This window comes from Xanthomonas bonasiae (assembly GCF_017163705.1).
In the GTDB taxonomy this organism is placed as follows: Bacteria; Pseudomonadota; Gammaproteobacteria; order Xanthomonadales; family Xanthomonadaceae; genus Xanthomonas_A; species Xanthomonas_A bonasiae.
Window position 1 is genome coordinate 490,632 of the sequence record NZ_JAFIWB010000001.1, and the last position, 22,573, is coordinate 513,204.

Sequence of the window (22,573 nt, forward strand, 5' to 3'; positions counted from 1 at the left end):
GCGGCGGCGCAGCGCGCACCCGCACGACGGGAACGGATCCCGCGAACGGGACCCGCACCGCGCTCACTCAATGGTGGTGACCGCCCTCGCCGTGCACGTGGCCGTGCTCGATCTCTTCCGGCTTGGCTTCGCGCACCTCGAGGATCTCCACGTCGAAATGCAGGTCCTTGCCCGCCATCGGATGGTTGAGGTCGACATCGACCACGCTCATGCCGACCTTCTGCACGGTCACCGCGCGCGGGCCGAAGTTGGTCTGCAGGACCACCTGGCTGCCCGGCTGCAGCTTGGTCGCGCCGAAATGCTTCTTCGGCACGCGCTGGGTCAGGCCCTCGCGGTAGTCGCCGTAAGCGTCCTTGGCGGCCACGTCGACGCCGAAGCTGGCGCCGGCTTCCTGGTCCAGCATCGCGTTCTCCAGGCCCGGGATGATGTTGCCGTGGCCGATCAGGATCACCAGCGGATCGCGGTCCTTGGACGTCTCGATCGGCGCCTGGCCGGCTTCGGAGACGGTGTAGTGGAAACGGACGACGCGGTCTTTTTCGATCTTCATGTGCAACTCTGCGCTGTGGCTGCCGATGGCAGACGGTGTGGACGGCTTGTCGGCCGACGGGAGCGCCGCCATGATGGCGGCCATCTAAGGTTGCGCATTATCCCGGCTCCATGCAGAACAAGCCAGTTGCAACGTCCACGCGGCGCCGTCTTCCCTGTGGGGCGGTCCTGCTGTGCATGGCCGTGCTGGCCGCCTGCGGCCGCCACGAGGTGCGCCCGTCGCGCCCGCCGCCGCCGGTGGCGGTGCGCAGCTGGCCGCAGGTGGCGCCGGCCGACCCGGCCGCGGCCAACGCGGTGCTGATGCGCGCGCTGGGCCTGGTCGGCACGCCCTACCGCTATGGCGGCAATACCCCCGATTCCGGCTTCGACTGCAGCGGCCTGGTCGCCTACGTCTACCGCGACATGCTCGACCTGCGGCTGCCGCGCACCTCGCGCGAACTGGCCGCGGTGCAGGGCCCGCGGATCGATCCGCAACGCCTGAGCACCGGCGATCTGGTGTTTTTCGGCAGCGGCGGCACGGTCAGCCATGTCGGCATCTATGTCGGCGAGGGCCGCTTCGTGCACGCCCCCAGCACCGGCGGAACGGTCCGCCTGGACTATCTGGACGGGACCTATTGGCGCGACCACTACACCGGCGCCAAACGCGTCCTGCACTGAACTGTGGTTTCGCTCACATTCATAATTACGAAATATTAACGCAATTTGAACTTCGTCTTGCTGTCTACAGGGCATCATCGCCCATCGTTTGAATTTGTGATCGAAGCGTGACGACCGAAGCCAAGACCTCTCCAGGCAAGACCTCCGTCCCCCGCCGGGCCGCCTTCCGCTTAATCTGCACCGCCTCGCTCTGCCTCTCGGCCGTTCCGGCCCTGGCCCAGTCGGCTCCGGCCGACACCGTGATCCCCGAAACGATCGCCCCCGTGGCACCGGCGCAGGTGACCGCCGCCGGCGCCACCAGCACCACTCCCACGATCTCCCAGCCCGCGACCGCCAAGCCGGTCGCCGCGCAGGCCCCGGCCACCGCACGCAGCAAGGCCGACGCCGCCGCCACCGCCACCCTGGCCGCCCTGCTCCCGCATCTGGCCGCCAACGACACCATTCCGCTGATGGACCGCTCGGCGATGTTCGCCGGCGACATCAGCCGCCTGCTGGCCAACTACGACGTGTCCCAGGCGCCGCTGCGCGAGGGCGTGGTCCCGGGCGGCGACAAGGTGCAGTCGGTGCTCAAGCGCGCCATGGCGCTGCTCGGCACCCCGTACCGCTGGGGCGGCGAAGACACCGAAGGCTTCGATTGCAGCGGCCTGGTCGGCTACGTGTTCCGGACCGCGCTGGGCATCGAGCTGCCGCGCGTGTCGCGCGAGATGGCGCGCGAGGCCAATGCCGAACTGATCAAGGACCGCGACGCGCTGGCGCCGGGCGACCTGGTGTTCTTCGGCCGCAAGGGCCGGGTCGACCATGTCGGCCTGTACGTCGGCGAAGGCCGCTTCCTGCACGCGCCTAGCCGCGGCAAGGACGTGCGCGTGGACACGCTGACCAGCGGCTACTGGAGCGAGAAGTTCGTGCAGGCGCGGCGCGTGGCGATGTAAGCGGCGCAGCACGCAGGCAAAAAAAGAAAGGCCGCTGGAGACAGCGGCCTTTTTCGTTGTGGCGATCGTTCGCCATCCGGCGCCTGGCGCCTGGCTGCCCTGCTGGCGGCACGCTACGCTGGCCCGGCTCGATCATGCCCCCGGGACCACAATGACGCCACCGCCCTCGCCCGCAGCGCCGCCGCGCCGTGTCCACCGGCACCGTTGTTCCTCCATCCCTCCGCGGTGCCGGCAGGCGGCGCACTGATGCCCGCCGCGCCCGTTCTGCCCACCCCCGCGCAAGCGCTGGCGATCGCGCAGGCGCTGCTGTCCAGCCGCTACGACGGGGCGGCCTTCGGCTTCGCCGCCGGCTCGATCCTGCGCGGCGAAGGCACCCACCTGTCCGATATCGATCTAGTGGTGGTCTACGAACGGTTGCCCGCGGCGCGGCGGGAATCGTTCCTGGCCGACGGCGTGCCGGTCGAAGCCTTCGTCCACGATCCGGGCACGCTGACCTGGTTTCTCGATGACGACGTGGCCCGCGGCCGCCCCAGTCTGCTGCACATGATCGCCGGGGGCTGCATCGTCGGCACCGCGAGCGAACCCGCGCGCACCCTGCAAGGCCAGATCGCCGCACGCCTGCAGGCCGGGCCGCCGCCGCTGTCGCCGGCGCAAGTGGACGCGCTGCGCTACCAGATCACCGACCTGATCGACGACCTGTGCGGAGAGCGCAGCGCCGCCGAGATCGTCGCGATCGGCGCCCTGTTGCACCCGCTCCTGACGGAACTGGCGCTGCGCGGGCGCGGCCGCTGGTCCGGCAGCGGCAAATGGGCGCCGCGCCTGCTCGCGCGGATCGATCCCGCGCTGGGCCAGCGCTTCGAGCACGCCTTCGCCGCGCTGTTCGCCAGCGCGGACTGCGCGCCAGTGCTCGCGCTGGCGCAACGGGAACTGGTCGCGCACGGCGGCCGCCTGTTCGATGGCGACTGCCGCACCGCGCCTGCGGACTGGCGCGCTTGAGTCGCGGCGCGGCGTCTTGGCCGCGATATCAGGCCTGGTAGTGGGAAATGGTGTCCTCGATGCCCTTGCTCAGCTCCATCACCTTCAACGCGTACTCGGACAGGCGATGGTCTTCCGGCGTGTCCGGCTGCCACGACGGCACCGGGGTCGGCTTGCCCTCCACCCCGTCCAGGGCCACGAACACGATGATGCAGTGAGTGCACAGCCGCGAGTCGCCGCCCATCGGGTCGCGCGCACGCACGTCGATCGCGAAATGCATGCTGGTACTGCCGGTGTAGACCAGCTTGGCGGTGACCGTGACCATGTCGCTGATCCGGATCGGCGAGACGAACCGGATGCCGCCGACCGCCACGGTCACGCTGTAACGTCCGCTCCAACCCACCGCGGCGGCGTAGCCGACCTGGTCGATCCACTTCATCACCACCCCGCCATGGACCTTGCCGCCGTAGTTGACGTCGATCGGCTCGGCCAGGAAGCGGAAGGTCAGTTCGCGTTGCGTGCCGCTCATCGGGGCTCCAGGGAAAGGAAGGAAGCGGAAGTCTGCCACGTACCGATGCTGCAGGCGCCGTGCCGCCGCATCGCGCGGATCAGCGGTTCAGGGCTGGCAACGGCGCCGCGCGGGAACCGCCAATGCCGTGCTCTCTTGCCTCGCCAGGGGCGCCCGCACGCGATCGCGACGGCAATTAGCCAGCCGCCAATGCCGGGTTGTCGCGTTTGCGGATGCACAGCCACGGAAAGTGCGGCTGCGGCCGGCGCAGCGCGCGCAGGCAACGGGCACGCAGGCTGCGTGGATCGAACAGCACGCGCAGCGCGATGCCGTCGAGCGCGGCCCAGGTGTGCTGGTGATACTGGTCGGCCAGTTCCGCGCAGCCCAGCCCGCTGAAGTAGCGCAGGCTGCGCGCGGCGCTGGCCTGCGCCTGCGCGGCGTCGGCGTAGAACGGACTGTCGATCACGTGCAGTTCGCCGTCGTGCTGCAACAGGCCGAGCAGGCGCGCGATCAGCGCGCGCGGGTCGGCGAAATACTGGATGCAGGCCGGCAGCACGACCGCATCGAAGCGCTGCGGCGGCAGCGGCAGCGTGTGGATGTCGCCGGCGACGAAGCTCAGATGCGCACTGGCCGCGAACACGCGCGCGGCCTGCGCCAGCTCGGTGCGGTTGACGTCGACGCCGCAGACCTCGCGCTGCAGGCCCTCGGCCAGCCGCTGCGACAGCCAGCCGTTGCCGCAGCCCAGTTCGAGCAACGGCCCGCTGCCGCCGCGCGCACGCAGGTGACGCAGCAGGCGCCGGCACGACTCGGCACGCACCCGCCACTCGTGGCTGGCGGCCAGCGCCCCGCCGGGATGCGGCAGCGTGCGTACCTGCGCGTCGCTGTAGACGCGGCCTTCCTGCTGCCGGACCGCGAGGTACTGGCGCTCGAAGGGATCGGCGGCCAGCGCCTGCTGCACCAGCACCCCATCGATCGGCGTCAGCCCGGGAAGACGCAGCAACTGTTCGCGCAAGCGCGTCGCGGACGTGCTCACCGCGGAATCAACGCAGCTGGCCGGACCCGTCGGCCGGCGGATCTTCCAGGCCGACATTGCTCGAGGCCGCCTCGTACACGCTGCGGTCGAGCAGGCCGGTTTCCTTGGCCACCAGCACCGGCACCAGCATCTGCCCGGTGACGTTGGTCATGGTGCGCATCATGTCCAGCACGCGGTCGATCGCGTACAGGTAGCCGATCACCTCCAGCGGCAGGTTGGCCGCGCTCAGCACCACCGTGGCCATCACCACCGCGGTACCGGGCACGCCGGCGGTGCCGAAGCTGCCCAGCACCGAGGCGATCAGCACCACGAAATACTGGTTGGCGGTCAGCGGCACCCCGGTGTATTGGGCGATGAACACCGCGCACAGCGCCGGGAAGATCGCGCCGCAACCATCCATCTTGATGCTGGCGCCCAGCGGCACCGCGAACGCGGCGTAGTCCTTGTTGACGCCGAGGTTGTGGGTGATCGAGCGCAGCGCCACCGGCATCGCGGCGAAGCTGGAGGAACTGACGAAGGCCACCTGCATGCCAGGCGCGGCGCCGCGGAAGAACTTCCACGGGTTCAGCCCGTGCGCCAGCAGCAGGCCGCTGTACACCACCAGGATGTGGATCGCGCAGGCCAGGTACAGCGCCAGCACGAAGTTGCCGAACGGCAGCAGCTTCTCGAAGCCGTAGCTGCCGACCAGCGAGGCGATCAGGCCGAAGGTGCCGAGCGGGGTCATCTCCAGCACGAAGCGGGTGACCTGGATCATGATCTCGCTCATCTGCCCGGTGAGCTTGCGCGCCTCGGCCACGCGCTCGCCCAGCTTGACCATCGCAAAGCCCAGCAGCGCGGCGAAGAAGATCACCGGCAGGATCGAGCCGCGCCCGGCCGCCAGCACCGTCTCGCCGGCGGCGTTGGTCCTGGTACCGATGCCGGTCAGCGCATAGAACGGATTGGACGGCACCACGTCCAGCAGCACCTGGATCGGGCTGGGCACGTCGCGCGGCTTCCATGCGCCATCCACGCTCAGGCCGAAGTGGCCGGCGCCCGGCTGCAGCAGCGTGCCCACGGCCAGGCCGACGCCGACCGCCAGCGCGGCGGTGACGACGAACCACAGGAAGGTGCGCCCGCCGAGCCTGGCCACCGATTGCTGGCCGTGCAGCGAGGAGATCGCGTTGATCACCGCGAAGAACACCAGCGGCACCGCGATCATCTTGATCAGGGTCACGTACAGATCGCCCAGCGGCCCGAACCAGGTATCCGCCGCCGGCCCGAGCGCCCAGCCGGCCAACGCACCGAGCACGAAGCCGGCCACCACGCGCTGCCAGAACGGAATGCGCAACCAGGCGGTCACCAATTTCATCGATGCTATCCAGGAAATCTCGGGGGTCCTGCACCATAGCGCAAGCCGGCGCGGGCGACGACGCCATGGCTGGAAAGGCGCGATGTCATCGGCGTGCCTTGTCGCAGCCGGCATAATGCGAAGGACTTCGTGCCCAGGGCCCGTTCCTCGTATGCGCTACCTCGTTCCCGCCTTCGCCGCCGCCTCCACCCTGCTGCTGGCCGCCTGCGCCAGCGCCCCGCGCGCGCCGGCCAGCGCCGCCGTCGCGCCGATCCAGGTGCCCGCCGTCGCTCATCCCGGCGGCGAGACGCCGGACTGGTGGTACCGCAGCGGCGCGGCCAAGGCGGCCAACAACGGCGCGATGCGCGGCAAGGCCAAGAACGTGATCCTGTTCCTCGGCGACGGCATGAGCCTGACCACGGTCGCCGCCGCGCGCATCCTCGACGGCCAGCGCAAGGGCGCCTCCGGCGAGGAGAACCAGCTGTCGTGGGAGGCGTTCCCGGCCACCGCGCTGAGCAAGACCTACAACACCGACTCGCAGACGCCGGACTCGGCCGGCACGATGACCTCGATCACCACCGGGGTGAAGACCCACATGGGCGCGATCGGCGTGTCCGCCGGCAAGCGCGAAGCCTGCGCCGACAGCCTCGGCAAGCAGTTGCTGACCTGGCTGGAACTGGCCGACAGCGCCGGCCTGAACACCGGCATCGTCACCACCACCCGGCTGACCCACGCCACCCCCGCGGCGACCTACGCGCACACCCCCGAACGCAACTGGGAAAGCGACACCGACCTGCCCGAGAAGGCGGTGGCCGAAGGCTGCCGCGACATCGCCCAGCAGATGGTGAGCGCGCGCTACGGCCGCGGCCCGCAGGTGATGCTGGCCGGCGGCCGCAGCCAGTTCACCACGGTCGAGCAGCGCGACCCGGAATACGACGACAAGGTCGGCCTGCGCCTGGACGGCCGCGACCTGGTCGGCGAATGGCGCCAGCGCCACCCGCAGGGTGCCTATGTGTGGAACCGCGGACAGCTGGAAGCGGCGCAGAACGCGCCGGCGCTGCTGGGCCTGTTCGAGCCGGACCACATGCAGTTCGACCACGACCGCGACCAGAGCGCGGCCGGCGACCCCAGCCTGGCCGAGATGACCCGCGCCGCGATCCGCACCCTGTCGCGCGGCAAGGACGGCTACGTGCTGATGGTCGAAGGCGGCCGCATCGACCACGCCCACCACGCCGGCAACGCCTACCGCGCGCTGGACGAGACCATCGCCCTGTCGCAGGCGGTGCAGGCCGCGGCGGAGGCGACCTCGGCCGAGGACACGCTGATCGTCGTCACCGCCGACCATTCGCACACGCTCAACTTCGTCGGCTACCCGCAGCGCGGCAACCCGATCCTGGGCAAGGTGCGCGGCACCAGCGGCGAAGACGCCAACACCGGCGAGCTGGCGCTGGACGGCAACGGCCAGCCGTACGCCACGCTCAGCTACGCCAACGGCCCCGGCTACACCGGCGCCAGCAACCAGCAGCCGGCCGGCATCAAACAGTTCCCGCACGCGCCGAGCAGCTTCGAACCGGTCAAGGGCCGCCCCGACCTGACCCACGTCGATACCGAACAGCCGGACTTCATGCAGGAAGCACTGGTGCCGACCAAGGCCGAGACCCATGGCGGCGACGACGTCGGCATTTGGGCGCGCGGCCCCGGCAGCGACGCGTTCCGCGGCAGCCTGGAAGAGAACGTGATCTACCACGTGATCGTGCAGGCCACGCCGAAGCTGCGCGGGCGCCTGTGCCAGGCCGGCACCTGCAACGGCGACGGCGTGCCGGTGCAGTTGCCGAAGCCGGACGCGTTCGTGGCCGAGGCTGCCGGCGCCACCGCAAAGTGAGTTTGGCGCGGCAGCGGCGCGCGATGACGACAAGGCGGCGGGCGGCGGCGCTGGTCGCGCTGGCTGCGCTCGCGGCGGCGCCGGCCGCCTGGGCGCAGGCCGACAGCGCGTGCCGGATCGCCGACCCGAACTCCGACCGCGCCATCGTGCCCGGCTGCCGCGTCGCGGCCGATGGCCGCCTGCGGCTTTCGCCGCGGACAGCGCAAGGCTTGCAGTTCGACGCCGATGGCCTGTCGGTGCTGACCGTAGGCGACCAGTTCTACTACGTGCGCGCCGATGGCAGCAGCCTGCCGGTGATCCTCTGGGACAGCGGCCCGGACTATTTCGCCGAAGGCCTCACCCGCGGCATCTTCCATGGCCGCATCGGTTTCTACGACCGTCAGCTGCGCGAAGTGATCCCGCCGGTCCACGACTTCGCCTGGCCGTTCGAGAACGGCGTGGCCCGGGTCTGCGACGGCTGCCGCCGCGGCACGCCCGATGGCGACGGGCATACGCCGATGGAGGGCGGGCGCTGGTACACCATCGACCGCAACAACCGCGAAGTGCCCGAACCGCAGCCCTGAGCGCATCCGACCGCGTCGGCCTACCGACAAAGCAGGCGGCGGACTGCGCCCCTATCCCCTTTGCAGCGCCCGCGCCGCCGGCGCGGAGCGAAGCTTGCGGCGCGGCAGCCGCGTACCGTCGAACGGGACAGGAACCGCAACCCGCCACGGCGCGCGGACGCGGCGCTACGGCACGGCACCGAGCGCCTGCTCCAGGCGCTCGACAACCGGCAGCCGGTTGCCGATTGCCGCTGCCTTCTTCGACAGGATCGGCTGCAGGCTCCTGCCGACACCGACACCGACAGCGCGGCGATACGCCGCATGCCGAGCGCGGCCGCGTCGCGTCGCGTCGGATCGGGTCGGGTCGGGTCGGGTCGGGTCGGGTCGGGTCGGGTCGGATCGGATCGGATCGGATCGGATCGGATCGGATCGGGTCGGGTCGGGTCGGATCAGGCGGCGATACAAGCGCATGGTCGCGATCCAGGCCACCCTTCGCCGCCGCCTCCAGCGCAATCCGCTGCGCGACCGCGACGTACCGTCCGCAGCATGCTTCGCGGCCACGCCGCCAGCCTCTAAAGTGACGCGATGAAGCCCCATTCGGATATCGCATCGTCCTGCGCCGTGAGCGCCGCCCTGCCCGACCCGGCACCGGCAGCGGTCCTGGTCGCGCTCAGCGGCGGGCTGGATTCCAGCGTGCTGCTGCACGCGCTGGCGCGACAGCCGCAGTACCGTCGCGCCGGGCTGCGCGCGCTGCACGTGCACCACGGCCTGCATGCCGACGCCGATGCATGGGCCGAGCACTGCACCGCCTGCTGCGCCGCCCTGGCGATCCCGCTGCAGGTATTGCGCGTGCAGGTCCCGCGCGACAGCGGCCACGGTCTGGAGGCGGCGGCGCGACAGGCGCGACGCGCAGCCTTCGCCCAGGTGCTGGGCGAAGGCGAGTGGCTGGCGCTGGCGCAGCATCGCGACGACCAGGCCGAAACATTTCTGCTGCGCGCGTTGCGCGCGTCCGGCCCGGACGGACTGGCGGCGATGCAGCCGCTGCGCAGCTTCGCCAACGGCATGCTGTGGCGTCCGTTGCTGGCCTTGCCGCGCAGCGCATTGCAGGCCTATGCGCAGCGGCACGCGCTGCGCTGGGTCGAAGACCCGAGCAATGCCGACCCCGGCTTCGACCGCAACTTCCTGCGCCTGCAGGTGTTGCCGCTGCTGCGCCAGCGCTGGCCGCATGCCGATGCCGCGCTGGCGCGCAGCGCGCAGCTGTGCGGCGAGGCCGGCGCGCTGCTGGACGACGGCGACCAGGCCGCGCTGGAGGCGCTGCGCGCCGACGCCACCGCGCCGCTGTCGCTCCCGCAGCTGCGCGCACTGCCGGCGCCGCGCCGTGCGCGCGTGCTGCGGCGCTGGATCGCGCAAGCCGGCCTGCCGCCGCTGCCGGCTGCCGGCCTGCTGGCGATCGAGCGCACGCTGCTGCACGCGCGTGCCGACGCCGCCGCGCAGTTCGCCTGGCATGGCGCGACGCTGCGCAGCTGGCGCGAGGCGCTGTACGCCGAACGCGATCCGCCACCGCTGCCCGCCGACTGGCAGGCGCCGTGGGACGGCCGCGCACCGCTGGCGCTGCCCGACGGCCGCCGCCTGCGGCTGCTCGCCGACACCCCGCTGGTGTTCGACGCCCCGCTGCTGGTGCGCTTGCGCCAGGGCGGCGAACGCATCCTGTTGCCCGGGCGCGTCCACTCGCAGGCGCTCAAGCAGCTGCTGCAGGATCGCGCCGTGCCGCCCTGGCAGCGCGCGCGCCTGCCGCTGCTGTTCGACGCCGAACGCCTGCTCGCCGCCGGCGACCGGATCGTCGCCGCGCCGCTGCACGCCTGGCTGCAGGCACGGCACGCGCGGCTGGTACTGGACAGCGCCGCCACGCCATCGTCACCCGCCTCGCATTGACCCTGCCGCCGGCGCCGCGCACACTTCCACGATGCCCAAGAAGTCATTAGAAGAAGCCTCCCCGGTCGCCCGCTTCGAGCAATCGCTCGAGGAACTGGAAGTGCTGGTGGAGAAGATGGAAACCGGCGACCTGAGCCTGGAGCAGTCGCTGAGCGCCTACGAGCGCGGCGTCGGCCTGTACCGGCAGTGCCAGCAGGCGTTGGAACAGGCCGAACTGCGCGTGCGCCTGCTCAGCGATCCGGAGCAGCCGGACACCGCCGAGCCGTTCGATCCCGCCCCGCTCCATGGCGGCTGACGCCGCGTTCGCGCGCTGGCGCCAGCGCGTGGAAGCCGGCCTGGATGCGCACCTGCCCAGTGCCGCGGCCGCGCCGCAGCGCCTGCACGCGGCGATGCGCCACGCCACCCTCGGCGGCGGCAAGCGCATGCGTCCGCTGCTGGTCTACGCCACTGGCGCGCTGTTCGCCGCCGACGAAACCCGACTGGACGCGCCGGCGCTGGCGGTGGAACTGATCCACGCCTATTCGCTGGTCCACGACGACCTGCCGGCGATGGACGACGACGCCTTGCGCCGCGGCCGTCCCACCGTGCACATCGCCTTCGACGAGGCCACCGCGATCCTGGCCGGCGATGCGTTGCAGAGCCTGGCCTTCGCGCTGTTGGCCGGTGCCGACGCGGCCGATGCGGCATTGCGCGTGCGCTGGCTGCAGACCCTGGCCGAGGCCGCGGGCGCGGCCGGCATGTGCGGCGGCCAGGCGCTGGACATCGACGCCACCGGCACGGTGCAGCCGCTGGCCGAGCTGCAGCGCATGCACGCATTGAAGACCGGCGCGCTGATCCGCGCCAGCGTGCGCCTGGGCGCGCTGGCCGGCGGTGCCGATGCCGCCGCGCTCGCGCAACTGGATAGCTTCGCCAGCGCGCTGGGCCTGGCGTTCCAGGTGCGCGACGACATCCTCGACATCGAGGCCAGCTCCGAGCAGCTCGGCAAGACCGCCGGCAAGGACGCGGCACAGGCCAAGTCCACCTATCCCGCGCTGCTCGGCATGGACGGCGCCAAGGCCAAGCTCACCGAACTGGCGGCGACGATGCGCGACAGCCTGCATGGCCACGGCGCCCGCGCCGACACGCTGGCGGCGCTGGCGCGGCTGGCGGTGGATCGCTCGCACTGAGTCCATCCAGCCGCTCCCTGTAAGTCCCTGTAAGCCCCTGTAGGAGCGGCTTCAGCCGCGACAGAGGCAGCGGCAGGATCGGATAGGCTCGGTGCCTTCGGGCTGAAGGTTCACGTGGGAGCGACTTCAGTCGCGACGGACTCCATCGGTAGCCCTCCAGCACGACTGGGCGCTGGCACGTTGTAGGAGCGGCTTCAGCCGCGACCGGGGCTATCCCAGGCAGGAACGACCCGGTCGCGGCTGAAGCCGCTCCTACAGGTTGCAGGCGCGCGCTGCCAATCGGCGCGAAAACCCGCGAGCTAGCGCGGACGCAACTCGACCAATACCACATCGTTGGCGCGCATCGCCACGTCCACCTGCGCGCTGCCGTCCTTGCCGACGCGCACGCGGCGCAGTTCCGGCGTGTCGGTCGTCCGCTCCTGCAGCTGCCGCAGCTGCTGCGCGCTCAGCGCCTTCGGCGAGCCCATGCGCAGATAGGCGCTGTACGCATCGTTGGCGTCGAAACCGGTGCGGCGGATCGCCAGCGCATACGTGCCCGGCGCCAATCCGCGCAGCTGCAAGCGCAGCGGCGCGGTCGCGGCCGCCGGCAGCACCTGGGTGAAATACGGGCGGTTGCTCTTGTCCTGCTGCGGGGTGACGAACTCCCAGGCCAGCAGCTTCAGCACGCCGCCGTCGTAGGTCGCATAGCTCTGCGCATCCGTATTGCGCAGCTGCCGCTCGCCCAGCGCATTGAGGTACTTGTAGGCGAAGTACGCCGGCTTGCGGATGCCCTGCGGATTGAGCAGGCCGAAGCCGCCCTGGAACGGCGCGGTCGGCGGGCCCGGTTCCTCGAACAGGTCGCTGTAGGTCCAGTAGCTCATGCCCTGCGCCAGCCCCTCGACTGCCTTGAGCTTGCTCAGGATGTAGGCCGCGCTGAGGTAGGCGTCGTGGACCGGATCGCGCGGGTTGTAGCTGGCGCTCCACTCGGTGAAGTACAGCGGCAGCCCCGGCATCGCCGATGCCTGGATCTGCTCGCGCACGCGGCGCACGTCGCCGGTCACCGCATCGGGCGATGGCGACAGCTTGTTGTCGCTCTCGCCCTTCTCGTCGAGGAAGCCGCCGTCCACGCCGTAGGTGTGGGTGGCGATGAAATCCAGCGGCGTGCCGGCGGCATGCGCATGCGCGATGAACTCCGGCACCCAGGCCGCGCCCGCGGTCGACGGTCCGCCGACCTTGAGCTGCGGATCGATGCGCTTGATCGTCTTCGCCGTCGCGGCGTACAGCGCGAAGTACGCGGTCTGGTCGGCGCCTTCCCAGAAACCGGCCAGGTTCGGCTCGTTCCAGACCTCGAAGTACCAGCGGCGCACTTCCTCCTCGCCGTAACGCTGGCGCGCATGGCGCACGAACGCGTCCACCAGCGCACTCCACTTGTCCAGCTGCGGATGCGAGGTGTTGCCCTTCCAGTAGAAGATCTGCTGGTCGGAAGTCTTCATCGCCTCGGGAGTGAAGCCCAGTTCGACGAAGGGACGGATGCCCATGCCGAGCATGCGGTCGTAGAGCTGGTCGATCTTGCTCCAGTCGTAGACCGGGCGCCCATCGACCTCGCGGTAGGTGCCGAGCACGTCGTGGAAGATCGCGTGGAAACGCAGATAGCGGAAGCCCAGTTCGTCGCGGGCCGTGCGCAGCTGCGCCAGGCTGTCCTCGCGCAGCAGCGTGCCCGGATAGTCCGAACCCACCGACAGGTCGTAGAAGCGATCGCGCGGCGAAGTCGGCCCCTGCACGTCCAGCGCGATCTCGCGGACCGCAGGCTGCGCCGCGGCAACCGCTGCCAGCGAACCCAATGCAGCAGCCAGCAACAGCCGTAGCACTCCCATGACATCCCCTCTCCCAAGGCGCGAATGCCCGACTCTAGCATCGGCATGCGCACCGGCAAACCGGAAGCGCACGGGCGAACACGCGATGCGAGGCGCTACACGCGCGTCCTGCAGCGAATCGCTGCGCCGCGTCTGCGCGCGAACGTCGTTTGTGGGACCGATCGCCCGGTTCGCTGGACGGAATCGCAGACAAACGCGCAAACGCCGGTTGCCCGCGGATCGTCGGGCTAGTTTGCATACGCCCTCGCACGGGCACCCCCTTTTCGACGGAGAGAGCCTGCATGAAACACGTATCCCTGATCTCGGCAGCCATCGGCTTCAGCCTGGTCGGCCTCATGTCGGCGGCCACTGCGCAATCGCAGCTGTCGCGCACCGCCACGCCGCTGCAGGTCGAACTGGCGCCGGTCGCCGACGCGGACGGCCACTACCGCGGCCAGGTCGCGGTCACCGTGCGCAACACCGGCGAGCGCGTGGCGCGCGTGCCCAGGTGGGAGCTGCCGCTGGGCGAACTCGATGCCAGCCTGTTCGAGATCGCACGCGACGGCAGCACGGTCGACTACGTCGGGCGACTGGTCAAGCGCGCCGCGCCGCGCGCCGAGGATTACGTGACCCTGCAGCCGGGCGAAGCGCGGCACGCGCAGATCGACCTGGCCAACGCCTACGACCTGTCGCGCAGCGGCAACTACACCATCCACCTCAACGCGTCGCTGCAGTACGCCGCATTCGCCGACGGCGAGCGGATGCAGCGCGCCGACGGCCAGGCCCAGACCGTGTCCAGCGCACCGCTGACGTTGTGGCTGGACGGCCGCGGCCGCGCGGTGCGCAACGAGCTGATGGCCGGTCCGCAGGCCGTGGTCAACGGCATCAACTACGCCTCGTGCAGCAGCAGCCAGATCAGCACCATCGGCAGCGCGGTGAACTCGGCGCGCACCTATTCGCAGAACGCCAAGACCTATCTCAACGGCGGCAGCACCGGCGCGCGCTACACCTCCTGGTTCGGCGCGTACAACGCCAGCCGCTACAGCACGGCCACCTCCAACTTCGTCAACATCGATGCGGCGATCGACCAGAACAACGGCCAGGTCACCATCAACTGCGGCTGCAGCGACAGCTCCTACGCCTACGTCTACGCCAACCAGCCGTATCAGATCTACGTGTGCAACGCGTTCTGGAGCGCGCCGCTGACCGGCACCGACTCCAAGGCCGGCACGCTGATCCACGAGATGAGCCACTTCACCGTGGTCGCCGGCACCTCGGACTATGCCTACGGCCAGAGCGCGGCGCGTAACCTGGCTACCAGCAACCCGGCGCGCGCGGTGAAGAACGCCGACAGCCACGAGTACTTCGCCGAGAACACCCCGGCGCAGAACTGAGCCTGGCGCCGCACGCAGCGCACGCGCGACCGGTGCCGGCAGCCCATGCCGGCACCGGTGCCGAAGCGCAGTACCAGGTGATGGCCGCCGCATCGGATGCCGAGCGGCGGCCGGTGTGTCGTGCATGCGACCACGGATCGGAAGCGTTGCCGTGCAGCGTCGGCATGCCCTCTCAGCGCGACGCCACCAGTCCCTCCATCGCCCGCACCGCACCGCTGCCCGGAAACACCTGCGTTTCCAGCGCCGCTTCGGACACGCCCAGGTGGGCGCTCAACAGATGCTTGAACAGGCCGCGCAAGTCGGCCGTCGCGCGCAGATCGCGGCCTTCGTTCAAGGCCCGCGGCGACAGCCCCGGCCAGTCGCCGGCAATGCGCCCGCCGCGGATCGCGCCGCCGGCCAGGAAGGCCACGCCACCGGTGCCGTGATCGGTACCGCCGGTGCCGTTGACCGCCGCGGTGCGTCCGAACTCGGTCACCACTGCGACCACGCTGCGCTCCCAGCTAGCGCCGGCGCCGTCGTGGAACGCGCGCACTCCGGCATCGAGTTCGGCCAGCTTGCGCTGCAGCACCGTGGCCTGGTTGCCGTGCGTGTCCCAGCCCGAATCCTCGACGAAGCCGATCCGCGGGCCGTCGGCCTTGGCCATGAAGCTGGCGGCGGCGCTCATCGCCTGCGGCAGCTGCCCGCCCTTGACGCTGTCCACCTGCATGCCCTGCCCGCGCACCGCGCGCGCGAAGCCGTCGGCCAGTTGCGCATCTGCGGCGTACAGGGGCTGCAGCCGCTGCAGCAGGATCGGATTGACCGCGGTCGGCAACGGCGGCGACCAACTGCTGACCGCGCCCGGACCGCGCATGATCAACGGCGTCACCGTGCTCACCGAGAGCGCGTCGGCGCCGTGCAGCGCCGCCGCGCACCGGTTGAGCCAGCCGCTGGAGGCGCCGCTGGGCCGCGCGGTGCCGTTTTCCAGGCAGTCCTGCGCTTCGAAATGCGAGCGTTGCCGATACGGCGGCGCCACCGCCACCACCGGCAGCCACTGCTTGCGCGCATACAGTTCGTGGGCGAAGGCCAGCGCCGGGTGCAGCGCGAAACTGCCGTCCAGCGCCAGGGTCTGCGGCGGCGCCAGCGCGCCGCGCAGCCGCGCGTAGTCCGCATCGCCCTGCGGCACCAGCGCATGCAGGCCGTCCAGCGCGCCGCGCAGCAGCACCACCAGCAGCCGCGTCTGCGCGCCCGGCGTGGCCAGAGCGGCGCCGGACCACAGGCTCAACAACGTGGCCGCACCGCTGGCGGCGAGAAAACGGCGGCGTGTCAGTTGCATCGGGCGTTCTCCGCGATCGTGGTGCGCGACGCGCCGCTCAGGCGCGCCATTGGAAGGCCGGGCTGGCCAGCAGCAAGGCCACGCCGTCGCGCGGCGATTCGGCGCGGCGCAAGGCACTGGCGGTGTCCTGGTCCAGGCTGGTGGCGAACACGTTGCCGGCCAGCGCCAGCGGATCGGTGGGCGCGACCAGCCCGGCCAGCGCCTCGGCCGCCTGCACCCGCTTCCACAGCGCATCCGGCCCGCTCCATTCGACGGCCACATCGGCATAGCCGGCCGGCGAGCGCGGCGTGAACGGCGGCTGCCCCATGCGCATCAGCAGGCCGAGCACCGTTTTCTGCTGCGCCGGCGCCTGCGGCCATTCGCCGCCGGCGCGCAGCGCCGACAGCACGAAATCCTGCGGCGGCTTGAACTTGCGCGCCTGCGCACTCCACGCTTCCGGGCTGTCGATCAGCGCCCGGTACACGCTGGGCAAATGCCCATCGCTGCGCAGCCAGGCGTCGGCCATGCGCTGCACCAGCGCCGGCGGCGGATCGTCATGGACGAAATGCCGCGCCAGCTTCAGCGACACATGCCGCGCGGTGGCCGGGTGCCCGGCCAATGCGGCCAGGATCGCCTCGCCCTGCTCCAGCCCGGCCTCGGCGTAGCGCCGCCCCAGCACCTGACGGCTGCCGGCGGCATGCGCCGGGGCGCGAAACACGAAGGCGCGATCGGGCGCGCCCTGTTCGAAATCGCGCGGCGCCGGCACGCCCCAGCCGGTGATCGCGCGCGCCAGTTCGGTGACGTCGGCCTGGGTATAGCCGCCGTCCACGCCCAGCGTATGCAGCTCCAGGATCTCGCGCGCCAGGTTCTCGTTGAGGCCGGGCCGGCGCGGCGGCGCATCCAGGCCCTGGCGCGCCGCACGGCGCTGTGCGCGTTGCGCCAGCACCGAGTCGGGACCGATCGAATTGGCGTTGTCCAGGTAGCGCAGCATCGCCGGATGCCGCTCCACCGCCAGCAACAGGTCGGCGAAACGGCCCATGCACTGCGGGCGGATCGCTTCGCGCTCCATCGGCGCGGCGTACAGCGCGGCCGCACGCTTGTCGACCGAGACCGCGAAATGGTTGGACCAGAAATGCACCAGGCGCTCGGCGAAACCGTCCGCGCTGGCGACCGCGACGGCGTAGCGCGCCGCCAGTTCCTGCGTCTGCGCCTGCCGGTACAGGCCGCGCGCCGCCTGCTGCGCGGGCTTGGCATCCGCTGGCGCCTGCATCCGCGCCTGGCGTCGTTCGCGCTGGTAGTCGGCTTCGCGGCGCAGATAGTCCAGGCTGTCGGGCAAGCCCTGCATGGCGGGAACGGCAGCGAGCGCCGCGCGCACCTGCGCGGCCAGCCACGCGTGCGGATCGTCGATGCTCGCCAGTTCGCCGGGGCGCGCGCCCAGACCGAAGCGGTTCGCGGCACTCAGGGTTTCGCGACGGATCATGCGGCGCTCCGGTTCGGCATTCACAATGCAAACGCGCGACACCAGGCCGGGTTGACCGGCCGCAGCCGCAATTCGCAGCGCGGCCTCCCCTGGCGAGAGCAGATCGCGGGTGAGGAAGCCACGGCGCGGACCGGGCCGGAGTCGCCGGCCCGCCGTGCTTTCTGGGCGATGCGCCCCGCGATGATGCGACTGGAACACGCCGAAAGCATGTTCTCGCGCGATATCTGGCTGGTCGTGCAGCGCGATCCGCGCCGCTCTTCGCCGGTGATCGACTTCGTGGCCGCTGCTATCGCAGCGACACCAGGTCTTGGCCTTGTAACGGAGGTTGCCCAGCAGCGGAAATAGAAAAGGCCCGGCGAATGCCGGGCCTTTTTGCGAACCGGACCGCGCGCTTACTTGATCAGGCGCAGCGCGAACGGGTAGCGGTAGGCGACGCCTTCGTTGGCCTTGATCCCGGCCAGGATGCAGAACACCAGGTTCACCACCCACACCACCGGCATCAACAACGCGCCGATGAACACGAAGCTGAGCACCACGCAGATTGCCCAAGCGATGGCGACCGTGATCTGGAAATTCAGCGCTTCCTTGGCCTGGTCGTTGAGGAACGACTTGGCCGGGTTGTCCTTGTTGATCAGCCAGATGATCAGCGGCACGATGAAGCTGGCGATGATGCCCGACAGATGGGTGATCAAGGCGACCGTGCGGTCTTCCTGCGGGCCGGCGCCAGCCGGCGGCGGCGGCGGTGCGGTCACGTTGTCGAATTCGCTCATCGGTATTCCTTTCCTTATGGTGGTGAGTGGGCAAGGCGCTTCGCGCGCCACTCTCGGTGGCCCGCGCGAACCTGTCAAGTGATCCGGCCCCCGCGCCGGGGCGGCGCCTGCTCGGTCGCCACCCCAGGGCAGCAAGGGATGGCGGTAGCGGCGGCCGCACACGGCCGCAACGGTGGCGGCCAGGCCAGACCCATGCTGGCCAGCATAACCAGCATCAGCAGCGGCAGCGCAAGCAGCCCCGCAACGACGACCAGCAATGCCGGCGCCAGCAGCGCGCACAGGAGCGAGAGGCTGGCGCCGAGGGCCAGCGCCTGCGCGCAATGCGCGGCGGCGAAGGACCGGCGGCGCCTGGTCGCCAGCCACAGGCGGCCAGGCGGCACCCACAGGCACAGCAGCGCGTACAGCATGTAGACCAGATGCCCGTTCGCCGCGGCGAACGCGCCCAGCCACATCGACAGATGCGCGGCCACCGCCACTGCGCGCTGCGGCGCCGATGCGGTCGGATCCGGCGCCCCGGCGCGCATGCCTGTGCGGTGGTCGCGTTCGCCCAGTGTCGGTCCGGACCGGGGAGCGACGGCCCTCAGTCGTTGCCGGCCACCGTCATCTTGCCGACCAGCACCGCGCCGATGTGCACGTGCGAACGCACGTCGATGTCGCGGCCGACCGCTTCGATGCGCTGGAACATCTCGCGCAGGTTGCCGGCGATGGTGACCTCGTCCACCGGGTAGGCGATGGCGCCGTTCTCGATCCAGAAGCCGCCGGCGCCGCGCGAATAGTCGCCGGTGACCGGGTTGACGCCGTTGCCCATCAGTTCGGTGACCAGCAGGCCGCGCGGGATGCCGGCGGCGATCGTGGCCAGATCGTCCGCGTTCGCCGCCACCTGCAGGTTGTGCACGCCGCCGGCGTTGGCGGTGGTCTGCAGGCCGAGCTTGCGCGCCGAATAGCTGCCCAGCACGTAGCGCTGCAGCACCCCGCCGGCGACCAGCGGCGCGGCACGGGTGGCCACGCCCTCGCCGTCGAAGGTCGCCGAGCGCATGCCGCGGCGCAGGTGCGGCAGTTCGTCGATCGCGAACCACTCCGGGAACAGGCGGCTGCCGACGCTGTCGAGCAGGAAGCTGGCGCGGCGGTACAGCGCGCCGCCGGACACCGCACCGAGCAGATGCCCGACCAGCGAGCGCGCCATCTCCGGCGCGAACAACACCGGCAGCTCGCCGGTCGGCAGCGAGCGCGGCTGCAGCCGGGCCACGGTGCGCTCGGCGGCACGGCGGCCGATCGCCGCCGGCTGTTCGAGATCCTCGCGCGCCAACGCGCTGCTGTACCAATGGTCGCGCTGCATACCGTCGCCGTGGCCGGCGATCAGCGCGCAACCGATCGAATGGTGGGTGCTGCGCTCGCGGCCGACGAAGCCGTGCGAGTTGGCGTACACCGACAGGCTCTCGCTGCTGCCGGCCGAGGCGCCGTCGGAATTGGCCACCCGCGGGTCGGCCTCGCGCCCGGCGGCCTCGCAGGCCAGCGCCAGCTCGATCGCCTCCTCGGCCTCCAGCGCCCACGGATGCCAGCGGTCCAGCTCGGGCATGTCGCGCGCCATCAGCGCCGCGTCGGCCAGCCCGGAGGCGACGTCGTCCTCGGTATAGCGGGCGATCGCGCAGGCCTGGGCGACAGTCGCCTCGAGGCTGGACTCGTGCAGGTCGGCGGTGCTGGCGCTGCCCTTGCGCTGGCCGAAGTAGACGGTGACGCCGATGCCGCGGTCGCGGGTGGCCTCGACCGTTTCCACCGCGCCCAGGCGCACGTTGACGTCCAGCCCGCGGTCTTCGCTGCAGCTGACCTCGGCCTGGCTGGCGCCCAGCTCGCGCGCCCGCGCCAGCAGCCGCTCGGCGATGCCGGACAGGCGCTCCAGGCGTTCCAGGCTGTCGTCGCGGCGCAGTTCGGAAGTGATCGCGTTCAATGCTTTATCCTTGTTGTGCGAGTCCCTTCGCAAGAGCCCGGCCATCCATGGCCGGACTTTCTAATTTGATGTTTCAGACTGATCGAGTAGTACGACGATGCGCGGACGCGACGAAGACACCGGTGAATTCCGCGGCGACAGCCGCAGCCAGCAGCGCCGCGCGGCGCTGGAAGTGCTGACCCTGGGCGAGAAGCTGGTGGCGCTGACCCCGGCGCAGCTGGCCAAGCTGCCGGTGCCCGAGTCGCTGATCCCGCATATCGAGGAAAGCAAGCGCATCACCTCGCACATCGCGCACAAGCGGCAGCTGGCGTTCCTGGCCAAGCAGATGCGCCGCGAGGACGACGCCACCCTGGACGCGATCCGCGAGGCGATGGACGCCAACAGCGACGGCGCGCGCCGCGAAGTGGCGGCGATCCACCGCGTCGAGGACTGGCGCGCGCGCCTGCTCGCCGACGGCGACAGCGCGCTGTCCGAACTGCTGGGCGACTATCCCGAGGCCGACCGCCAGCGCCTGCGCCAGCTGATCCGCAACGCCAAGGAAGAGCGGCTGAAGAACAAGCCGCCGCACGCCTACCGCGAGTTGTTCCGCGAACTGCGCGAACTGGTGCTGGGGGCGGATACGGGACTCGCGACGGGGGACGCGGAAGCCGAAGACGCGGACCTGGACGCGCTCGAAACCGATCCCGACGAACGCGACTGAGCCGCGACGCCAACCGCGGCAGCCGCGCGCGGCGCCGCATTGGATGCCATCGGACCCGATCCCGCCTCGAATCAACCGGCGACGCCGCCGGACGGCGCAGCCGATCGCACCGACATCGCCATGGCCGCCACGCGCGGCGCTACCGATTCCCGTTTTCCGATTCCCCATTCCCGGCACTCAAGCCGTCCCGCCCACGGTCAGCCCGTCGATCAGCAGCGACGGCTGGCCGACGCCGACCGGCACGCTCTGCCCGTCCTTGCCGCACACGCCCACGCCTTCGTCCAGCGCCAGGTCGTGGCCGATCATGCGCACCTTCTGCATCGTCTCCGGGCCGTTGCCGATCAGGGTGGCGCCCTTCACCGGCGCGGTGACCTTGCCGTCCTCGATCAGGTAGGCCTCGGTCGCCGAGAACACGTACTTGCCGCTGGTGATGTCGACCTGGCCGCCGCCGAAATTGACCGCGTACAGGCCCTTCTTCACCGAGCGGATCATTTCTTCCGGATCGTGCTGGCCGGCCAGCATGTAGGTGTTGGTCATGCGCGGCATCGGCAGGTGCGCGAACGATTCGCGGCGGCCGTTGCCGGTCGGCGCCACGCCCATCAGCCGCGCGTTCAGCGAATCCTGCATGTAGCCCACCAGCACGCCGTCTTCGATCAGCGTGGTGCAGTTGGTCGGCGTGCCTTCGTCGTCCACGTTCAGCGAGCCGCGGCGGCCGTCGAGGGTGCCGTCGTCGACGATGGTCACGCCCGGCGAGGCCACGCGCTGGCCGATGCGCCCGGCATAGACGCTGGTGCCCTTGCGCGCGAAGTCGCCTTCCAGGCCATGGCCGACCGCTTCGTGCAGCAGCACGCCGGGCCAGCCGGGACCCAGCACCACCGGCATCACCCCGGCCGGCGCCGGCACCGCCTCCAGGTTGACCAGCGCCTGGCGCAGCGCTTCCCTGGCGAAGGCTTCGGGGCGGCCGTCGGCGAACAGCACTTCGTAACCGTAGCGGCCGCCGCCGCCGGCATAGCCGGACTCGCGGCGCCCGTCCTGCTCGACGATCACCTGCACGTTGAGCCGCACCAGCGGGCGCACGTCGGCGGCGAGCACGCCGTCGCTGCGCGCCACCAGCACCGTGTCCACGCCGCCGGACAGGCCGACCATCACCTGCTGCACGCGCGGGTCGGCGGCGCGCAGGAACTGGTCCAGGCGTCGCAGCATCTCGACCTTGAGGTCGTTGCCCATGCCGTCCACCGGGTCCAGCGCCGGATACAGCGCGCGCCCGTTGCCGCGCAGCAGCGACTGCGCCGGCTGCGCGCCGCCGTCGCGGGAAATCGCCCGCGCCGACTGCGCCGCGGCCAGCAGCGCGTCGCGGTGGATGTCGTCGGAATAGGCGAACCCGGTCTTTTCGCCGGAAATCGCGCGTACGCCCACGCCCTGCTCGATGGAATGGGCGCCGTCCTTGACGATGCCGTCCTCCACGCTCCAGCTCTCGCGCCGCGAATGCTGGAAATACAGGTCGCCGAAGTCGATGCCGGGGCCGAGCAGCGTGCCGAAGGCGCGCTCCAGGCTGGTGGCATCGAGGCCGGCGGGAAGCAACAGGCGGGTTTCGGCGAGGCTGAGGGCGTTTTCGGTCATGGGGCTCAACATGGGGGACGGGGACGCTCAGCGCAAGCGCCGGC

23 protein-coding genes are annotated in these 22,573 nt (G+C 70.8%); 11 read left to right on the forward strand and 12 right to left on the reverse strand.

What is annotated here, in order from left to right:
* Positions 1-67 precede the first annotated feature (67 nt).
* Positions 68-547 (reverse strand): FKBP-type peptidyl-prolyl cis-trans isomerase, encoded by a 480-nt coding sequence (locus tag JR064_RS02000; RefSeq protein WP_179563805.1) that lies wholly within the window; start codon positions 545-547, stop codon positions 68-70.
* 176 nt (positions 548-723) lie between these two features.
* On the opposite strand from JR064_RS02000, the gene JR064_RS02005 reads away from it, so the two are divergent.
* From JR064_RS02005 to JR064_RS02015, 3 genes are all read left to right on the forward strand, one after another.
* Positions 724-1,203, forward strand: a complete 480-nt coding sequence (locus JR064_RS02005) for a C40 family peptidase (RefSeq protein ID WP_406848108.1) — start codon at positions 724-726, stop codon at positions 1,201-1,203.
* A gap of 107 nt (positions 1,204-1,310) precedes the next feature.
* A complete protein-coding gene (locus tag JR064_RS02010; RefSeq protein WP_206228621.1) occupies positions 1,311-2,132 on the forward strand; it encodes an NlpC/P60 family protein in 822 nt (273 codons plus the stop codon).
* 246 nt (positions 2,133-2,378) lie between these two features.
* Positions 2,379-3,128 (forward strand): nucleotidyltransferase domain-containing protein, encoded by a 750-nt coding sequence (locus tag JR064_RS02015; protein ID WP_206228622.1) that lies wholly within the window; start codon positions 2,379-2,381, stop codon positions 3,126-3,128.
* 28 nt (positions 3,129-3,156) lie between these two features.
* On the opposite strand, the gene JR064_RS02020 is transcribed toward JR064_RS02015, so the two are convergent.
* The 3 genes from JR064_RS02020 to JR064_RS02030 form a co-directional block, all read right to left on the reverse strand.
* Positions 3,157-3,636 carry an acyl-CoA thioesterase gene (locus JR064_RS02020; protein WP_009584133.1) on the reverse strand — a complete coding sequence of 160 codons (480 nt, stop codon included), beginning with the start codon at positions 3,634-3,636 and terminating at the stop codon, positions 3,157-3,159.
* Between the two features lie 175 nt (positions 3,637-3,811).
* On the reverse strand, positions 3,812-4,648 hold the full coding sequence (locus JR064_RS02025; RefSeq protein ID WP_206228623.1) for a methyltransferase domain-containing protein: 837 nt from the start codon (positions 4,646-4,648) through the stop codon (positions 3,812-3,814).
* A 7-nt stretch (positions 4,649-4,655) separates the two neighbouring features.
* A complete protein-coding gene (locus JR064_RS02030; RefSeq protein ID WP_206228624.1) occupies positions 4,656-5,996 on the reverse strand; it encodes a dicarboxylate/amino acid:cation symporter in 1,341 nt (446 codons plus the stop codon).
* A 151-nt stretch (positions 5,997-6,147) separates the two neighbouring features.
* Between JR064_RS02030 and JR064_RS02035 the strand changes: the two genes are divergently transcribed.
* Entirely contained in the window at positions 6,148-7,857 is a 1,710-nt protein-coding gene (locus JR064_RS02035; protein WP_206228625.1) for an alkaline phosphatase family protein, read from the forward strand.
* A gap of 23 nt (positions 7,858-7,880) precedes the next feature.
* The gene (locus JR064_RS02040) at positions 7,881-8,420 is read left to right on the forward strand and encodes a WG repeat-containing protein (protein WP_241092795.1); all 540 of its coding nucleotides are present in this window, start codon (positions 7,881-7,883) and stop codon (positions 8,418-8,420) included.
* A 165-nt stretch (positions 8,421-8,585) separates the two neighbouring features.
* On the opposite strand, the gene JR064_RS02045 is transcribed toward JR064_RS02040, so the two are convergent.
* The gene (locus JR064_RS02045; protein ID WP_206228626.1) at positions 8,586-8,870 is read right to left on the reverse strand and encodes a hypothetical protein; all 285 of its coding nucleotides are present in this window, start codon (positions 8,868-8,870) and stop codon (positions 8,586-8,588) included.
* A gap of 150 nt (positions 8,871-9,020) precedes the next feature.
* Between JR064_RS02045 and tilS the strand changes: the two genes are divergently transcribed.
* The 3 genes from tilS to JR064_RS02060 are packed head-to-tail and all read left to right on the forward strand — an operon-like array spanning position 9,021 to position 11,497.
* Entirely contained in the window at positions 9,021-10,331 is a 1,311-nt protein-coding gene (gene tilS, locus JR064_RS02050; protein ID WP_338123852.1) for a tRNA lysidine(34) synthetase TilS, read from the forward strand.
* 31 nt (positions 10,332-10,362) lie between these two features.
* Complete coding sequence (locus tag JR064_RS02055) at positions 10,363-10,626, forward strand: exodeoxyribonuclease VII small subunit (protein ID WP_038237299.1); 264 nt, start codon at positions 10,363-10,365, stop codon at positions 10,624-10,626.
* The gene (locus JR064_RS02060) at positions 10,616-11,497 is read left to right on the forward strand and encodes a polyprenyl synthetase family protein (protein WP_179563797.1); all 882 of its coding nucleotides are present in this window, start codon (positions 10,616-10,618) and stop codon (positions 11,495-11,497) included. The genes JR064_RS02055 and JR064_RS02060 overlap by 11 nt, the downstream gene beginning before the upstream one ends.
* A gap of 299 nt (positions 11,498-11,796) precedes the next feature.
* Here the strand turns inward: JR064_RS02060 and JR064_RS02065 are convergent, their stop codons facing one another.
* Positions 11,797-13,350, reverse strand: a complete 1,554-nt coding sequence (locus tag JR064_RS02065) for a GH39 family glycosyl hydrolase (RefSeq protein WP_206228628.1) — start codon at positions 13,348-13,350, stop codon at positions 11,797-11,799.
* Between the two features lie 281 nt (positions 13,351-13,631).
* Between JR064_RS02065 and JR064_RS02070 the strand changes: the two genes are divergently transcribed.
* Positions 13,632-14,723, forward strand: a complete 1,092-nt coding sequence (locus JR064_RS02070; RefSeq protein WP_206228629.1) for a M35 family metalloendopeptidase — start codon at positions 13,632-13,634, stop codon at positions 14,721-14,723.
* Positions 14,724-14,895: 172 nt separating this feature from the next.
* On the opposite strand, the gene JR064_RS02075 is transcribed toward JR064_RS02070, so the two are convergent.
* Both JR064_RS02075 and JR064_RS02080 read right to left on the reverse strand, forming a co-directional pair.
* Positions 14,896-16,035, reverse strand: a complete 1,140-nt coding sequence (locus tag JR064_RS02075) for a DUF1501 domain-containing protein (RefSeq protein WP_206228630.1) — start codon at positions 16,033-16,035, stop codon at positions 14,896-14,898.
* 37 nt (positions 16,036-16,072) lie between these two features.
* The gene (locus tag JR064_RS02080; protein WP_206228631.1) at positions 16,073-17,494 is read right to left on the reverse strand and encodes a DUF1800 domain-containing protein; all 1,422 of its coding nucleotides are present in this window, start codon (positions 17,492-17,494) and stop codon (positions 16,073-16,075) included.
* Positions 17,495-17,545: 51 nt separating this feature from the next.
* Here JR064_RS02080 and JR064_RS02085 point away from each other — a divergent pair, with 51 nt between their 5' ends.
* Entirely contained in the window at positions 17,546-17,839 is a 294-nt protein-coding gene (locus tag JR064_RS02085; protein WP_206228632.1) for a hypothetical protein, read from the forward strand.
* A gap of 47 nt (positions 17,840-17,886) precedes the next feature.
* Here JR064_RS02085 and JR064_RS02090 read toward each other — a convergent pair whose 3' ends face one another.
* The 3 genes from JR064_RS02090 to pmbA form a co-directional block, all read right to left on the reverse strand.
* A complete protein-coding gene (locus tag JR064_RS02090; RefSeq protein ID WP_206228633.1) occupies positions 17,887-18,264 on the reverse strand; it encodes a DUF4870 domain-containing protein in 378 nt (125 codons plus the stop codon).
* A gap of 74 nt (positions 18,265-18,338) precedes the next feature.
* Positions 18,339-18,788 (reverse strand): hypothetical protein, encoded by a 450-nt coding sequence (locus JR064_RS02095; RefSeq protein ID WP_206228634.1) that lies wholly within the window; start codon positions 18,786-18,788, stop codon positions 18,339-18,341.
* Between the two features lie 56 nt (positions 18,789-18,844).
* Positions 18,845-20,209, reverse strand: a complete 1,365-nt coding sequence (gene pmbA, locus JR064_RS02100; protein ID WP_179563790.1) for a metalloprotease PmbA — start codon at positions 20,207-20,209, stop codon at positions 18,845-18,847.
* 97 nt (positions 20,210-20,306) lie between these two features.
* Between pmbA and yjgA the strand changes: the two genes are divergently transcribed.
* Complete coding sequence (gene yjgA, locus JR064_RS02105) at positions 20,307-20,909, forward strand: ribosome biogenesis factor YjgA (protein ID WP_206228635.1); 603 nt, start codon at positions 20,307-20,309, stop codon at positions 20,907-20,909.
* Positions 20,910-21,086: 177 nt separating this feature from the next.
* Here the strand turns inward: yjgA and tldD are convergent, their stop codons facing one another.
* Positions 21,087-22,529 carry a metalloprotease TldD gene (gene tldD / locus JR064_RS02110; RefSeq protein WP_206228636.1) on the reverse strand — a complete coding sequence of 481 codons (1,443 nt, stop codon included), beginning with the start codon at positions 22,527-22,529 and terminating at the stop codon, positions 21,087-21,089.
* Positions 22,530-22,573 lie beyond the last annotated feature (44 nt).

What these genes read in the sequence shown, in the direction of transcription:
- JR064_RS02040 (WP_241092795.1), top strand. Translation starts at nt 7,881, where the DNA reads ATGACGACAAGGCGGCGGGCGGCGGCGCTGGTCGCGCTGGCTGCGCTC.
- yjgA (WP_206228635.1), top strand. Translation starts at nt 20,307, where the DNA reads ATGCGCGGACGCGACGAAGACACCGGTGAATTCCGCGGCGACAGCCGC.
- JR064_RS02065 (WP_206228628.1), bottom strand. Translation starts at nt 13,350, where the DNA reads ATGGGAGTGCTACGGCTGTTGCTGGCTGCTGCATTGGGTTCGCTGGCA.
- tldD (WP_206228636.1), bottom strand. Translation starts at nt 22,529, where the DNA reads ATGACCGAAAACGCCCTCAGCCTCGCCGAAACCCGCCTGTTGCTTCCC.
- JR064_RS02060 (WP_179563797.1), top strand. Translation starts at nt 10,616, where the DNA reads ATGGCGGCTGACGCCGCGTTCGCGCGCTGGCGCCAGCGCGTGGAAGCC.
- JR064_RS02020 (WP_009584133.1), bottom strand. Translation starts at nt 3,636, where the DNA reads ATGAGCGGCACGCAACGCGAACTGACCTTCCGCTTCCTGGCCGAGCCG.
- JR064_RS02005 (WP_406848108.1), top strand. Translation starts at nt 724, where the DNA reads ATGGCCGTGCTGGCCGCCTGCGGCCGCCACGAGGTGCGCCCGTCGCGC.
- JR064_RS02000 (WP_179563805.1), bottom strand. Translation starts at nt 547, where the DNA reads ATGAAGATCGAAAAAGACCGCGTCGTCCGTTTCCACTACACCGTCTCC.
- JR064_RS02035 (WP_206228625.1), top strand. Translation starts at nt 6,148, where the DNA reads ATGCGCTACCTCGTTCCCGCCTTCGCCGCCGCCTCCACCCTGCTGCTG.
- JR064_RS02030 (WP_206228624.1), bottom strand. Translation starts at nt 5,996, where the DNA reads ATGAAATTGGTGACCGCCTGGTTGCGCATTCCGTTCTGGCAGCGCGTG.
- JR064_RS02075 (WP_206228630.1), bottom strand. Translation starts at nt 16,035, where the DNA reads ATGCAACTGACACGCCGCCGTTTTCTCGCCGCCAGCGGTGCGGCCACG.
- JR064_RS02095 (WP_206228634.1), bottom strand. Translation starts at nt 18,788, where the DNA reads ATGCGCGCCGGGGCGCCGGATCCGACCGCATCGGCGCCGCAGCGCGCA.
- JR064_RS02070 (WP_206228629.1), top strand. Translation starts at nt 13,632, where the DNA reads ATGAAACACGTATCCCTGATCTCGGCAGCCATCGGCTTCAGCCTGGTC.
- JR064_RS02015 (WP_206228622.1), top strand. Translation starts at nt 2,379, where the DNA reads ATGCCCGCCGCGCCCGTTCTGCCCACCCCCGCGCAAGCGCTGGCGATC.
- JR064_RS02080 (WP_206228631.1), bottom strand. Translation starts at nt 17,494, where the DNA reads ATGATCCGTCGCGAAACCCTGAGTGCCGCGAACCGCTTCGGTCTGGGC.
- JR064_RS02090 (WP_206228633.1), bottom strand. Translation starts at nt 18,264, where the DNA reads ATGAGCGAATTCGACAACGTGACCGCACCGCCGCCGCCGCCGGCTGGC.
- JR064_RS02055 (WP_038237299.1), top strand. Translation starts at nt 10,363, where the DNA reads ATGCCCAAGAAGTCATTAGAAGAAGCCTCCCCGGTCGCCCGCTTCGAG.
- JR064_RS02045 (WP_206228626.1), bottom strand. Translation starts at nt 8,870, where the DNA reads ATGCGCTTGTATCGCCGCCTGATCCGACCCGACCCGACCCGATCCGAT.